Origin of the sequence: Paenibacillus cremeus (genome assembly GCF_007786445.1) — a bacterium.
Classification (GTDB): Bacteria; Bacillota; Bacilli; order Paenibacillales; family NBRC-103111; genus Paenibacillus_G; species Paenibacillus_G cremeus.
On record NZ_VNJI01000068.1, the window covers coordinates 1 to 14,805 of the forward strand.

Genomic DNA, 14,805 nt, shown 5'->3' on the forward strand with positions numbered 1-14,805 from the left:
AAAGCGATGCCCTTCGCTCGATTTACGCTGAATACGGTTATCCAGACGGTGGGCCGCGCGAGCCGCCGCGGGCCGCCGGCGGGCGCGCGCCTGCAGGCCGGCGCTGAGGCCGAGCACCGCGGCGCCGAGCAGCACGCCCATAAATTCGTTGCCGATGCCGTAGTATCGGGCCCCGATCAGAACATCGTAGCCGAGCACGGAATGCTTCATCGCCTCGGCTCCCGTCAGACCATCAGCGATAATCAAGGCGCTGACCACACCTCCAATCCAACCGAGCGCGGCAATTAGCCGGGAAGCACTCCCTCCAGTGACGTAAGCGACAATAGCGCCGCCAGCAAGCACTCCGACAAGAACATACCCAACAAGCCAAGGTACGCTCCAAGCGACAAGCCACCCCATACTTAGCAGCAGCGCGGGGAGCAAAAGCACGCTGAAAAGCATCCCGCGTACCGCGAATCCCCACCAGACGCTCGAACGCTCCGCTCCCTGCTCCAGCATCAGCTGTCCACGTGAACGCAGACGCCGCCGCCAAGCGAAAGTCAAACCGAGCAGCATCGCGCCGATCTCATAGCCTGCCAAGCTGTAAAGCATCGGAGGACGCAGCGCATAAATTTTGCTCATGTTCCGGACCTCTACTAACAAAGCATCCAACGTCGCGCTCCCGCTGCTAGCAGGAGCCGCCATTACCGGCCGGCCGATGATCTCCTTTGGTGATGAAAGTCCATATTCCCTCAGCAGCGACGGCGCCAGATCCACAGCCGCAATGACGCCCAGACGCCGTGTTGTCTCCGAGGTGAGCCATTTGGAGCCTGATGAATTCGGGAGCCATCGGACCGCGGGGGTCAGCAGCATTTTTTCCTGCTTCGCATCGGTATGCACCTGCGGACTCACCAGCCACAGCACACCTCGCATCGAATCTTCACCCATCGCTCGCATCAGCTCGCCCAGAAATAGATCTAATTGCTCAAGCACCAAGCGCTTCGTTTGTACAAAAGCATCCGGAGCATACCGCGCCTTCTCCTCATAAAGCCGGTACAGATCCCCTAGCTCGATTACCTGCAAGGAGCCCGCCGCTGCAGCAGCCCCGCGCTCTTTTTGCCACTGCGCAAGCAGCCAGTCATATCGGGTTTGCACACCATACGGCATTCCTGCGCGTTCCATAAAAAGACGCTCACCGACTCGCCCATGCTCCACCAGGCCGTGTTCATTCATGACCATCAGCGGGGCAGGCCGCCGGTAGTGCTCGCCCCCGCCGCCGGGCAGGTCCAAATCGCTCCATACAGCGATGCGAATCCCTTGCGCTTGCAGCGTTGACCCCAGCAGGCCTGGTTCGGGCAAATACACACCGGCCGCGTTCGCCGCGCGAATGGATTCCATATCCGGGACAAGTACAGCTGCAGCAGCAGTAGGACCGGCCTCTCCCTGAGCCCCTGAAAACCGCTCCAGCATCGCCGCTCCTCGCTGTCCATTTCGCCGCTCACCGGCATTCCAGCCTTGCGCTCCGCGGGCATCCGTCATTTGGCCGGCCCCCCAAGTCGCGTAGACGGACTCCAGCCCTTTAAAGGGGACACGTACATTCATGGCCGCCCATTCGCCGGTCGCCTTCAATCGTTCAAAAGCAGGCAGCTGAGCAGCTCCCCCCTGCTCCAGCTCGACAAAAGACAGATAAGGAATCGATAGCACAGTCACGTTCGGCTGTTCTCCCACGCTGTGGATGACTTGCGAGTTAGCAGTCCCTCCACTCTGGATAACTGCCGGATCAAAGGGCTCGGTTATCCCCAAAACCGCCGCCCCCGCTGAGGATCGACAACCAAATATCCACAACAGCAGCAATATTCCGACTATTCTTATACATTTCGACATCTGGGCTCGGCAGCTGTCCGGCATACATCCACAACGAATCATACGATTTCGCCTCCACCCTTCATTCTTGCATCCATGCTGAGGGAAGTTGTTAACCGTACTTTGCCCATATTCGACCATCGTATCCAATTTGTGTATAACCAATCGGGAAACCCACATTATCCACAAACTTGTCCCCAGAAAAAAATGTCGATTTCCTTAGAAACATAAGACTTTTTTCACAAATACACAGAGTTATGCACATTATCCACAATCAGGCTGTGTGAAACTTATCCACCCGAGCGGCTAACAACTGACCCTTGTGATTCCTGATATTACGGCGCTTTTTGCGAGTTACCCACATTATGCACAAGAGCTGTGGATAACTATTATCCACAGCTCTTTTTGACCCTTGTTATGAAATAGCCATCTTTAGCTCTCCCCTACAGCAACCCGTCGATCTTGAGCATCGACCGCGGGACGCCACTCTCTTGCCGCTTGATTGCAGGCCGCCATAAAAGCGAACGCCGCCGCCATGATGATGTCGCGATCCACTGCTACTCCGCGGTACGTTTGATCAGCCACCCGCACGGTTACAATGGCTTCCCCGTTGGGAGCTTCTCCTGACGACAGCGAGTACAGCTCCAGATCGGCGAATTCCGCATCGAACGGCAACGCCTGCTTCATCCCTGCCACAACCGCTTCGATCGGCCCCTCCCCGGTGCCTGCAAACATGGATTCCTCCCCGTAAGCGTTGTTCCGAATTGTGCAGGACGCCATCCGATGCCCCGTGCTTCCGGTCACCAGCTGCGCAGACACCAACGTGTACGGCTCCAGCACTTCGTTCACTGTCTGGCCGACCAGCTTCAGCAGCTGGTGGTCATGAACCACTTTTTGCTTATCGGCCAGCTCCTTAAACGCGGTGTAAAAGCTCTCCATCTGCCCTTCATCCAGCTGGACCCCAAACTGGCTTACGCGATGCTTGATCGCATGGCGGCCGGAATGCTTCCCTAAGATGATCATGCTTCGAGGGATGCCCAGCTGCTCCGGATCCATGATCTCGTAGGTGCTGCGGTTTTTGAGCAAGCCGTCCTGATGTATCCCGGCCTCGTGCTGGAAGGCATTCCGTCCAACAATCGGCTTGTTGAAGGCAATCGGGAAGTTCATCGCTCGGCTGACCATTTGCGATACCGTATATATTTGCTCCGGCCGGATTCCCGTTTCCACGCCGATCGTTTCCTTGCGGGTCTCCAGGGCCATCACCAGCTCCTCCAGCGAGCAATTGCCCGCCCGTTCCCCGACACCGTTAACCGTGACCTCCACGTGGGTGACGCCCGCCCTAACGGCCGCCAAGCTGTTCGCCACCGCAAGGCCCAGATCATTATGGCAGTGTGCGCTGTACTCCACCTGACGCCCACCGCGAACATTTTGCATCACCCGGGTGAACATCGCTCCGTACTCATCCGGCATCGCATAGCCTACGGTATCCGGAATGTTGATGATCGTTGCCCCTTCCTCGATCACGGCCTCAATCACTTCATACAGGAATTCGTCCCCGGTCCGGGTCGCATCCATCGGCGAGAACTCCACTCGGTCCACAAAATGTTTGGCGTACGCGACCATCTGCCGCGCGATGCCGATCACTTGCTTCCGAGATTTGCGCAGCTGAAAGTCCAAGTGGATGCTCGACGAAGACAAGAACATATGCAGGCGGCGCCGCTCCGCATCCTGCGTGGCCCGAACGGCCGCGTCGATATCCTCCTTTACCGCTCTCGCAAAGCCGCAAATTTCCACCCCCGTCACCTCGCGTGAAATTCGCTGCACTGCTTGATAATCGCCCGGACTCGAAATCGGAAAGCCCGGCTCAATCGTATCCACGCCCAAGTGGGCCAGTTGCTTGGCAATAATCAGCTTTTGCTCCGGTGTCAGTGAAGCGCCCGGCGCCTGCTCTCCGTCTCTCAAGGTCGTATCAAAAATGTGAATTTTACGTTTTCCTTGTTCCATGGTCGTCATCCTCCAAAATTATTTATTTTTTCATCCACGTAAAAAAGCCCGCCATCTCTTGTTGTCACAAGAGACGACAGGCTGTAAGCTTGCCGCGGTACCACTCTTCTTGATTCCCACGAACGATTACGCTCGTGGGAATCCACCTCGAGCTCCGATCACGGAGAGCTTCCGTCGAGACCTACGTCGCTGCATGGCTGCAACGCTTCAGTCCTGCCGCTTCCGGGCGAGATTCAAGCCTTCCGCTGACTGCGTCGCACCTACGCTGCTAACTGACATCTATGGATTGATGTTAGTTACAGCATTCCCGCAGCTCTCTGTACAGCCGGTTTAAGCTTTACTTACTCCCGTTCATCGCGTTTGAGTATGCTATTGTTCTATACCAAAAAGACCTGCCGCCCCATCGATTGCCCACTCTGACCCCAGCTTAATGCCAAAGTCCAGTTCAACCGAAGAGACGACAGGTCTGATCCTATCGCGGTACCACTCTTGTTGGCTTTCTCATGCGAAGCCCGCTCGAAGCCTGATCACGGAGGCGATCCGTCAAAGCTTATCGCAGGGTGCAGCGCTACACCGCAAACGTTCAGCTTTGCCGCTCCCGGGCGAGGTTCACCGAGCTCCCTGACTGCGTCGCACCTAGGTGCTAACTGACATTCATGGTTTGATGTCAGCTAACCCCATTCCCGCAGCTCTCTTAACAGGTCCTTCCGCTACTGCTCCCGTTCGTTGCGTTTGGAGATTTGTTTGTGATTATAGTATGCAGCCAATGGAAAGTCAATGCACGTGTCAGAAAATTTTGAAAATTTAAACTAAAATAAAAGCCCCAGCACCCGACGCTTGTCGGACACCAGGGCTAGCAACCCGATCTCGCTTAGCCTTCGCCGCCGATCAAAGCGTAACGAAGAACAATCAGAATCGCCAAAATCCACATCAGCCAGTGTACACGATATTGACCTTTACCGCCCAATTTCGCGACGGTAGCCAAGATTACATACGTCACGATCCCGAACGAAATCCCGTTAGCGATGTTGTAAGTGAAAGGCATCAAGGCAATCGTCAGGAACGAAGGGATAGCATACACCATATCTTGAAAATCAATTTCACGAACCGATTGCATCATCAGCACGCCTACGATGATCAATGCTGCAGCCGTAGCCGAGCCTGGAATCAGAGCCGCGATAGGAGCAAGGAACAAAGCCAGCAAGAAGCATACGCCAGTCGTCACAGCCGTCAACCCTGTGCGGCCGCCTTCTGCGACACCCGCAGCGCTCTCGATGTAAGCCGTAACCGTACTCGTACCGACCAATGCGCCGGCACTAACGCCGATCGCGTCCACCATCATCGCTTTACCTACTTGCTTTTGGCCTGCTTCTTTATTTTTCATCAAGCCGGCACGGTTAGCTGTACCAACCAACGTACCGAACGTATCGAACAATTCCACGAACGTAAACGTAGCAATAACCGAGATAATCCCCGCATTCATCACGCCTGCAAAATCAAAATGCCCAAAGGCCATTTGACTCAAATCCGGTACCCAAGTCGTCTTTTCTCCGGACAGAGTAGCGAAGTTAACCAACGGGCTGCCGTCCGGGTTGTGCATGAATACCCCAACCAGCGTCGTCAGCAAAATACCGAACAAAATCGCGCCGCGCACCCGCAGCACCATCAAAATCGCGATCAAAATCAGACCCACGATACACAAAACAACATTCGCATCTTTCAAGCTGCCGATATGGAACACGGTCTCAAAGAACGCCACATCGGTGTACTTGCCTTTAGGAATATCACTTGCCGCTTCTACCGCTACGGTAAGCAAGCCGCTGTTTTTTAGCCCAATGATCGTGATAAAAAGACCAATACCGACCGTAATCGCATGCTTCAAGCTGTCAGGAACAGCTACAAGTAGCATTTGACGCACCTTGGTGACCGTCAAAACGATAAAGATAATCCCGGAAATAAAGACCGCCGTTAGCCCCATTTGAAACGTAAACTTGCCTTGGGAAGACAAGATCACCGCTGCAAAATAAGCGTTTAACCCCATCCCTGGTGCCAAAGCCACCGGAAAGTTTACGAACAGGCCCATAGCAATTGTCATAACCCCTGCCGCGATCGCCGTAGCAATAAATACCGCCGTCCAATTCATCCCCGTCGCCCCGGAGCCGAATGCGCTAAGCACGTTCGGATTTACAGCCAAAATGTACGCCATCGTCATGAACGTTGTAAGACCGGCCATGACTTCGGTACGAACGGTTGTCCCGTTCTCCTTTAGCTTAAAAAAACGATCCATTACCTGAACCCCTCCAAAATGGTTTGTGGAAACAATGAAAAAAGCCCGGGCGCGTAATCCCCCAGGCTACAAGCAAAAGAAGATATCACGAACTTGAGTCCGTGAACCATCTATTGTTTGCCTCGTAGCCAGATCATTACGGTGATCTTGTAGAAACTCTCGGGCCGATTCCCGAGATTATACGAAACGATATTCCGTTGTTTTCATTCCCTATTCTAGTAGTCGAGTCGAAACTTGTCAATTAGTTTTCCCGAACATTATTATAAATTATTCATTATTACGTTCGGGAAAATGGAAAAGGTAGCCACATGGAAAAGGAGTCTTCTACCCGAGGTGTCGGCCTTGCGAAATTTGCTCGTTCGATACTATAGGCTAAGGCTATGCACTCTGCTTTTCCGTTATGATGATTGATTTACATTTTTAATCGCGGGCAGGATACCCGCCAGAAAAGTACGCAAAAAAACAGCCTGTCCTCTTAAAGTAAGAGAACAGGCTGAATCTGAAAAGGTTATTCCCACTCAATCGTCGCCGGCGGCTTGGACGTAATGTCGTACACCACGCGGTTGACGTTATCGACTTCGTTGACGATACGAACGGAGATTTTCTCCAGCACATCCCAAGGGATCCGCGCCCAGTCGGCAGTCATGCCGTCGATGGAGGTAACCGCACGAATACCTACAGTGTACGAATACGTACGGGCATCGCCCATTACACCGACGCTCTTCATGTTCGGCAGCGCCGTGAAGTACTGCCAAATTTCGCGGTCAAGACCAGCCTTGGCAATCTCTTCACGCAGGATTGCATCGGAATCGCGTACGATTTGCAGCTTGTCTTCTGTTACCTCGCCGAGTACACGAATCGCCAGGCCTGGTCCTGGGAACGGCTGACGCCACACAATCTCCGCCGGCAATCCGCACTCCTCGCCCACCTTACGCACTTCGTCCTTAAACAGCGCCTTCAGCGGCTCCACGAGCTTGAATTTCATATCCTCCGGCAGCCCGCCGACGTTGTGGTGCGATTTGATCGTTTGCGCTGTAGCTGTACCGCTTTCCACGATATCTGTATATAACGTGCCTTGGGCCAAGAAAGCAAAATCGTCAAATTTCGCCGATTCTTCTTCAAACACGTAGATAAATTCGTTACCGATGATTTTCCGTTTTTGCTCCGGATCGTCCACTCCGGCCAGCTTGCCGAGGAACCGCTCGCGAGCGTCGATTTTGACCACCTTCATGTCGAACTTGCCTACGAAGGTTTCCATGACACTATCTGCTTCGCCCTTACGCAGCAGACCATGGTCGATAAACATACAAGTAAGCTGATTGCCGATCGCTTTATGAATCAGCATCGCAACAACGGAGGAGTCTACGCCGCCGCTGAGTGCGCAAAGCACCTTTTGGTCGCCCACTTGATTGCGGATATCCCGAATCGTGTCCTCAATGAACGTTTCCATGCTCCAAGTGCCTTCGCAGCCGCACACGTTGTACAGAAAGTTGCGGATCATTTCGTTGCCGTAGACCGAGTGGCGCACTTCCGGATGGAACTGCACGGCGAACATTTTTCTATCCGGGTGGCTCATCGCCGCGATGGGAGCATGCTCCGTCCCCGCATCCACCACGAAGCCAGCAGGCGGCTCGACAACGAGGTCGCTGTGGCTCATCCAGACGGTTTGCTTTTTGTCCAGCCCGTGCACCAAGCCGCACGCATCGACAAACTCGACCTCAGCCTTGCCATATTCCCGCTTCGACGCCCGCTCCACCTTCCCTTGCAGCTGATGCGCCATCATCTGCATGCCGTAGCAAATGCCGAAAATCGGCACGTTCAAATCATACACCGCTGGATCGACTAGCGGAGAATTTTCGCCATATACGCTGGCTGGACCTCCGGAGAATACGATCCCTTTTGGCTGCAAGGCTTTAATCTTTTCCACCGGGGTGTTGAATGGCAGCAGCTCGCTGTACACGCCCAAGTCACGAATACGGCGCGCGATCAGCTGGTTGTACTGGCCTCCAAAGTCTAGCACCACGATGATTTCATTCGGCTTATCCATGGTAATTTGCTTCCTCCTGATTCTTCGTTCAAACGTATAATGACATATATTATAAGCTTAGGCAGGACAAAGGGCAATGCCTGAGAAGAATCCTGGGGAAAAGTGTCGAATGATATGGCGGCGACGTGTCAAAACCGCATCTGTGGATAGTGGATAACTGACGGTTGAATCCTGGTTGTGCAAAGGTGGGATAACTGTGGGGGATAGAATGAGGTTTGGGGATTTGTGGATGAAGGGGTGTGATAAAAGGGGGGAGGGGAACCGAGCGGGCGCGAAGAGCGGAAAACTAGGAAAAGAGAGGGACAGGCGAGGGGGAGGCGAAGAGACTGGAATAGGGAAAAGCCTGCGGCCGATGAATGGCTACAGGCTTTTGCTTTGCTTCAAGCGCTGCCACGCTGCTTCCAGGGTGTGGCGCGTAATCGATGCCGCGGGCCGCTCCGGCTTGTCGTAGCGCACGGCTTCCAGCAGCTCGATCAGCTGCTTCAGCGCAGTCCGCTGCGCGTCGCTGCGGAGCTGGCGCGAGCTGGCGTACTCGCGCAGCGTTTGGGCCGGCGCGGCGCGCCCGTAGGTGCGCTGCGTGCGGCGCCACAGGCGCTCGCTGAAGTGGTGCACGTTCGCGCGGCGGCGCCTCAGAGGAAGCGCGCTCTTGGCCGAGGACGACGGCCGGTCGGCATCCGTGAAAATCCTCCTCCGCAAGCGAGGAGCCAAGATCAGCAGCAGAGGGAGCAGCCAGCCGATGAGAAGCGCCACCTCCATCCACAGGGATAACTCCGGCAAACGCCAAGCAGCGGCTGTGGAAACGAAGCTGTGGATGGTGTGCTGCAGCTTGCCGGCTGCTGTGGATACATCCCGAAGTGCACCCCCAAAGAGGGACTGCCCCTGTTGGACTGCCGCCTGCAGGTGATCACTTAACCAGCCCCAGGCTTGATGGAGCGGCCCTTGCGCGGGCTGCGCATCCTCAGCATCCGCTTGAGATGCGGCCGCTGCTGTAATGACGTCCAGCTGACCGGGCGTCCCGGATCTCGCTTCGGAGAAGCCGGGCGTTGGCTCAAACGGAACCCATCCTGCGGAAGGAAAATATACCTCCGCCCATGCATGCGCATCGGATTGACGTACCTGCACGGTATACATTAGAGCGTTCCCATCCCCTTCCTCTGAAGGAAGCGCTGCCGTTTGTGCCGAAGCCACCGATACCACCTCGCCCGGCGCGAATCCCTTGACCCAGCGAGCTGGCACGCCTACCGCCCGAAGCAGCACGACCATGGCGGAGGAAAAATGATCGCAGTAGCCGACCTTTTGGTCGAATAAGAAACGGTCCACCAGGTCCTCCTGCGGCCCCGGCGGACGGCTGCCCTCCAAGCTGTAGGCGTAGTGCTCGCGCAAATAGCGCTCAATCGCCACCGCTTTGGCATACGAGGTAGGCGCATCCCCGGTGATGGACTTGGCCAGTTGGATGACGCGATCCGGCAGCGATCCAGGCAGCTGCAGGTAGCGCTCCTGAATGTCCTGGGCAAGCGGAGCCCCTGCATCCGAGGCCAGCTGCGACCGGTCGGTTACGAGGAGAGCCTCTACCTTGTATTTCGACAGCGGGTCGGTGAGTGCCGGAAGGGTGTACCGATCCGCCCAAGCCTGCTTCCATACCCAATCCGAAGGGATCGATTGGCCGCTTACCGCTTGCAGCGAGACCACGCGAGACAATTCGCCTCCGGCAAATAGCTGCCTCCCCAGCCTTCCAGACTGCAGCGTTACCTCTTGAGTGACGAGCCTTGTCGCTGGGTTACGCGATGTGTTGGAGGCCATGGCGGCATCGGATACATTTTGCACTAAAGGGGTGTCCGCTTGCGTCCAGCCTTTGCCGGTGTATTCGCTCTTGCTCTCTCCCCGCCAATAGGTAAGCTCTGAGGTAACGGCCGTAAACGCCGGACTGTCGTCTGCGCGAAGCGGCCGGCCGAGCAGGCTGTCATCCGAGCCATAGCCGGTAGTCCCCCAGCTGGTGCCCGTCATTCGGGCCGACTCGTGATCCAGCCAGTCCTCACTATGAAACCGCGTCTCGAACGCCGCAATCGCCTTGGACCAATCCATCGCTTTCATATCGCCCGGGTGCAGCCAAGCCCCGAGCCCGCCCATACCAATGCAAACAGCGGTCAGCAGCAAATAAGGGATACACCGCGGCAGCGGCTGCTCCTGTTTGGAAGCCGCACTCGCTGCGGTCCCTCCCGCCTCCGCCGCCCAGCGGCGCTCTTCTGCTTGCCACAGCATGGCCTGAAGCAGCATGCCGATGCCGAGCGCTCTCACCATCGCCAAGAAGGTGTTGACCGCAAAGACCCATTGGACCAAGGTCAGAAATCCAAACGTCATCAAGATAAACCACAATACCGAGCGCCGCTCCAGGATGAACGATTGGACCACGGAAATAAAAAACGCCCAGCCGGCCAGAAAAAGAAGGGTGCGCGTCGCCGGTTCCCATCCCGCGACATTCCCTTGTAGTCCCGCGATCGCATCCGTCATGAGCTGTGCGCCCCACTCCCTCCACCATAGCATTGAAGGGATGGCCTGTCCGTTATGCAGCCAAGCCGTCACGGCGATGATGCCCGCCAGCTTGGCTGGCCAGATGATCCATCCGTTCCAGCGGAACATATCGACGAGCACGAATAAGGCAAACGCGATCACAAAGGGCCCGATCGCATACACTTCCGTGACGTTCGCCAGCTCGCGGAGCGGATACAGCCACTCCAGCAGCAGCAGGAGCAAGAGCGTGCTGAGGAGCGCATCCGCCGCCAAGCGTGCGGGGTGACGGTCAACCACTGCTGGCGGCATGGCCATCACCTCCCCGCTGCGATGCGGCAGTTGCTTCTGCCGCCAGCACCGTCACCCGGCAGCCGAGCGCCTCGAGCTGCCGCCGCCAGCCGTGCCAGGACTCGGGCAGCGCCGCGCCGCCGGGTCCGGGCACGAAGAGCACGTGCGCGGCGCCCCGCGGCAGCCCGCGCAACGCCGCCGGCAGCTGCGTGTCGGCCCGCGCCGTGACGAGCGTCACGGCCGCCCCCGCGGCCTGCCGCCCTTCGCGCTGCGCGAGCTCGGCGAAGGCCTCGGGGCGGCTCCCGCCGCACGGCACCGCCGCCAGCAGCCGCAGCAGCTCGGGCAGGCGCCCGCGCCCCTGCGCCTCGGCGGCGCTCCCCTGGCCGTCCGCGACGGCCAGCCGCACCCGCGCGCCCAGCTCGAGCCCTCGCTGGGCCAGCCCGGCCGCGGCCTCCACCGCCGCCGTCAGCGCAGGATCCGCCCACAGGGCGGCTCCCGCGCTGCCCCCGGCTCCGGCCGCGTCGAGCACCACGAGCTGCCGCCCTTCGGCAGGCTGCTCCAGCACTTTCGCGCGCAGCTCGCCCGTGCGCGCGCTGGTGCGCCAGTGGATCCAGCGCAGCGGATCCCCGGGCGCATACGGCCGCGTGCCGCTCACCTGCGGCACGGAGGCCCACGCCGGCGGCACGGCCGCCGAAGGCTGCGGGCGGGGCAGCACCCAAAGGGCCCCGCCCGCCCCGCTGCGGCGCGTGAGCCGCAGGAGGCCAAAGGCGTCGGAGGCGCTCACGGTTCGCGCCTCGTGCACATACAGCCCCCGGTTCAATCCCATCAGCCGGATGACCTCTTCCCCTTGCCCTTGCGCGGGAAGCAGCTCCCGGATCACCACGCGTTCCCCCGTACCTTGGTGCACCCACACCTCCTCCCACTGGAGTACGGCGCCCGGAACGAAGCGAAACACCCCTGGAAGCCGAACGGGAAGCGGAAGGGAGTCGCCCACAAATCCCTGCGTGGGTCCTTGCAATCCCTGCTCCGACACACCGATCTCTTGAAGCCCGCGTCGCAGCATAACATAAGCCAATAGAGCATAAACGGACAAAAAAGTCAGACTAAACAACAAAAACCAAGCCGTTCGCCCGCCCCGCTCCAGTGCCCACACCCCGGACGCTGTGCAAAGGCCAAGCAAACCGACGATCCCGACGACGTTACGCATGGCTCGCCCCCCCTTAGCCCGCAGCATGACGCCGGGCAGGGATAGGCACGAGGCCAACGACCGCGGTCACGATCGCTTCCGCGTCCCGTCCGGCCATCGCTGCGGCAGTCTGGAGCATGAGGCGGTGAGCCAGAACCGGCAAGGCTAGCTCCTTCACATCATCCGGGATCACATAGCTACGCCCCTGCAGCAAGGCCTGCGCTTGCGCCGCCCGCATTAGCGCGACGGTGGCCCGTGGGCTGGCTCCAAGCGCTACGTCCGGGTGCTGGCGCGTAGCCGTAATCAGCTGAACAATGTATTGCTTAATCGCATCATCGACATGAATGGCGCGAGCTTCCTTTTGCAGCGCCGTAAACTCCTCCTGCAGCACCACCGTCCGCACTTGAGCCAGCGGGAAGGCGTCCTCCATCCGATTCAGCATTTCAATTTCCTCCTGCGGCTGGGGGTAGCCCAGGCGCAGCTTCAGCAAAAAGCGGTCAAGCTGCGCTTCAGGCAGCTGAAAGGTACCTTCGAAATCGACCGGGTTTTGCGTGGCCAAAATAAAGAACGGCTCCGGCAGCGGATACGTCGTTCCGTCGACCGTCACTTTCCGCTCCTCCATCGCTTCGAGCATAGCGGCTTGGGTGCGCGGCGACGTGCGGTTCAGTTCATCGGCCAGCACAATATGTGCCATCAGCGGTCCGGGGCGAAACTCGAAGGCGCCGGTGTGCTGGTTATAGATCGACACGCCGGTCAAATCCGAGGGCAGCAAATCGGCGGTGCACTGAATACGCTTAAAGCTGCCGTCAATCGTACGGGCCAGCGCCCGGACGAGCATCGTTTTGCCGACGCCAGGTACGTCCTCGAGCAGCACGTGACCGCCGCAGAGCAGCGCAACGAGCAGCTTCCGGATCACCTCCCGCTTCCCGACAATGACCTTCTCCACCTGATACACAATACGCTCGAGTACGGCCTGCGGCTGATCGCTTAAATATGAGGCCATAGGCATGAATGACATCCTCCTTGATTTCCGGCGGCAGCCGGAAGAACCCGCCGCGGCCGTACTAGAATCATAGTCTTGAACTCTATTAACTCTAGTATGGACGGATTTCGGAGGTTTTAGACTTGCGAGACGGTTTGCCTCTCTTTACTGGTCAAAGCGCTTAAAGAGGCCGCTGATTGATTGCAGGCCTAGCGATCCCTGGAGCTGAATGGTCACGACCGCTGCTGAGGAGCCCTCCCCCGCTTCATAACCGGTGACCGTATGACCGAACAGCTCCACCGTCTGCCTGAGCGGAACGTAGATCGTGCCTTCCTTCAGCTGCATGCCGGGCAGCGGAACAGTCGTAACGACAGGTCCCAACAGCGCGGAGCCTCGCGGCTGCAAAAGGCGAAGCTCCTGCTTTCCTAGGTCATACTCCGCCGTATACAGACCATACGTCACCCGAGCAATGCGCTGGTCACCGACCCACTCCACCTTCGCGCCCATCGCTTCAACAAACGGCCGCAGCGGGACATAGAAGGAGTTGCCGTGAAACAGAAACTGGCCCTTGGAAAGCTCGAGGGATGAGGCAGATTCGTTCATCCGCACGGATAGCTGCTCCGGCCCGATGTCTTCTGGTGCCGGTGTCGGAGGGGCGGGCGGCGCTTCCGGCTCGGGCGCAGCTTCTTGCTGAGGCGCCCAGACCTGCCGATGCTCCGCCGCCGCCGCCGCAAATTGATTGAACGAAGACCGGCTCAAGGAGCGTGACCATTTCGGCTTGCCGTTCGACCCATGCACCGGCTTCACCTCCGGCGTGAGGGAAGCAAAGTCGTAGCCCCTCTCCTTAAATAGCCGGATGATCTTCGGTAGCGCTTTCACCGATTCGCCGTGACCGCTACTATCATGCATCAGCACAATCACCTCATGCCGGAAGGGGCCTTTTTGGACTGTCTGATAGATTTCAGATGCTGGCACGCCAACTTTCGTAGAATCGCCGCTATCAATATTCCAATCGTGAACCTCATAGCCGGCTTGATCCAAAAAGTAGAAATAGAATGGATCAAAATTACCGGATGTGCCGCCCGGGGCCCGAAGCAGCCGTGGAGTCACGCCGGTGGCCGCGTTGATTATGTTTTCGGTACGCTGAATTTGCTTCCAAAACACACTGAAATCCGAATACAGCTCATTATACACATGGTTATAGCTATGATTGCCGATAGCATGCCCCTCATTCACAATGCGCGCGGCAATGTCCGGCTGCGCCTCCACCTGCTGCCCCAGCACAAAAAACGTCCCCTTCACCTCTTCCGCTTTCAGAATATCAAGCACCTGAGGCGTCAGCTTGCTGGGCCCGTCGTCGAAGGTCAAATAAACCGTGGGCTTCACCGGCGTCGTATAGCTTTTGTCCAGCTCCACGTGCTTTCCCGCTTTCATTGCAGCGAATACGGCCTCCGGATCGTCCTCCCCTGCAGTCCCTGCCCAGGCCATACCCGGGAGCGCTGTTATGCCTAGGAGAGGAATGCAGCATACCCAAGTTACAGCTTTCTTCCAAGCCCTCTGCAGGCCACCCTGTTGTCCGTTCATCATCGGGGCATTCCCTCCGCATAATCTATGATTTTGGTTTACTAGACTATATGGGAGCAGCAGGTAATGTATGACAA

8 protein-coding genes, 1 riboswitch and 1 other annotated feature are annotated in these 14,805 nt (G+C 57.6%); all 8 genes read right to left on the reverse strand.

The features are described from left to right. The coding region (locus tag FPZ49_RS31925; RefSeq protein WP_144854393.1) for a hypothetical protein at positions 1 to 1,782 on the reverse strand (1,782 nt) is incomplete at its 3' end. Positions 1,783 to 2,274: 492 nt separating this feature from the next. After that, positions 2,275 to 3,846: a 2-isopropylmalate synthase gene (locus FPZ49_RS31930; protein WP_144854394.1), complete on the reverse strand. Its 1,572-nt coding sequence runs from the start codon at positions 3,844 to 3,846 to the stop codon at positions 2,275 to 2,277. Positions 3,847 to 3,912: 66 nt separating this feature from the next. After that, positions 3,913 to 4,210: a binding site (T-box leader), on the reverse strand. A 507-nt stretch (positions 4,211 to 4,717) separates the two neighbouring features. Continuing rightward, positions 4,718 to 6,133, reverse strand: a complete 1,416-nt coding sequence (locus tag FPZ49_RS31935; protein ID WP_144854395.1) for an NCS2 family permease — start codon at positions 6,131 to 6,133, stop codon at positions 4,718 to 4,720. A 105-nt stretch (positions 6,134 to 6,238) separates the two neighbouring features. Then, a riboswitch (purine riboswitch) is annotated at positions 6,239 to 6,338 on the reverse strand. 303 nt (positions 6,339 to 6,641) lie between these two features. Beyond that, positions 6,642 to 8,180, reverse strand: coding sequence for a glutamine-hydrolyzing GMP synthase (gene guaA, locus FPZ49_RS31940; RefSeq protein ID WP_144854396.1), 1,539 nt, complete (start codon positions 8,178 to 8,180; stop codon positions 6,642 to 6,644). A 360-nt stretch (positions 8,181 to 8,540) separates the two neighbouring features. After that, on the reverse strand, positions 8,541 to 10,997 hold the full coding sequence (locus FPZ49_RS31945; RefSeq protein ID WP_186446224.1) for a transglutaminase-like domain-containing protein: 2,457 nt from the start codon (positions 10,995 to 10,997) through the stop codon (positions 8,541 to 8,543). Next, positions 10,978 to 12,183 (reverse strand): DUF58 domain-containing protein, encoded by a 1,206-nt coding sequence (locus tag FPZ49_RS31950; protein ID WP_186446225.1) that lies wholly within the window; start codon positions 12,181 to 12,183, stop codon positions 10,978 to 10,980. The genes FPZ49_RS31945 and FPZ49_RS31950 overlap by 20 nt, the downstream gene beginning before the upstream one ends. 13 nt (positions 12,184 to 12,196) lie before the next feature. Continuing rightward, positions 12,197 to 13,171 carry an AAA family ATPase gene (locus FPZ49_RS31955; RefSeq protein WP_144854399.1) on the reverse strand — a complete coding sequence of 325 codons (975 nt, stop codon included), beginning with the start codon at positions 13,169 to 13,171 and terminating at the stop codon, positions 12,197 to 12,199. A 138-nt stretch (positions 13,172 to 13,309) separates the two neighbouring features. Beyond that, positions 13,310 to 14,731 (reverse strand): polysaccharide deacetylase, encoded by a 1,422-nt coding sequence (locus tag FPZ49_RS31960; RefSeq protein WP_144854400.1) that lies wholly within the window; start codon positions 14,729 to 14,731, stop codon positions 13,310 to 13,312. Positions 14,732 to 14,805 lie beyond the last annotated feature (74 nt).

What these genes read in the sequence shown, in the direction of transcription:
- FPZ49_RS31930 (WP_144854394.1), bottom strand. Translation starts at nt 3,846, where the DNA reads ATGGAACAAGGAAAACGTAAAATTCACATTTTTGATACGACCTTGAGA.
- FPZ49_RS31935 (WP_144854395.1), bottom strand. Translation starts at nt 6,133, where the DNA reads ATGGATCGTTTTTTTAAGCTAAAGGAGAACGGGACAACCGTTCGTACC.
- guaA (WP_144854396.1), bottom strand. Translation starts at nt 8,180, where the DNA reads ATGGATAAGCCGAATGAAATCATCGTGGTGCTAGACTTTGGAGGCCAG.
- FPZ49_RS31945 (WP_186446224.1), bottom strand. Translation starts at nt 10,997, where the DNA reads ATGCCGCCAGCAGTGGTTGACCGTCACCCCGCACGCTTGGCGGCGGAT.
- FPZ49_RS31950 (WP_186446225.1), bottom strand. Translation starts at nt 12,183, where the DNA reads ATGCGTAACGTCGTCGGGATCGTCGGTTTGCTTGGCCTTTGCACAGCG.
- FPZ49_RS31955 (WP_144854399.1), bottom strand. Translation starts at nt 13,171, where the DNA reads ATGCCTATGGCCTCATATTTAAGCGATCAGCCGCAGGCCGTACTCGAG.
- FPZ49_RS31960 (WP_144854400.1), bottom strand. Translation starts at nt 14,731, where the DNA reads ATGATGAACGGACAACAGGGTGGCCTGCAGAGGGCTTGGAAGAAAGCT.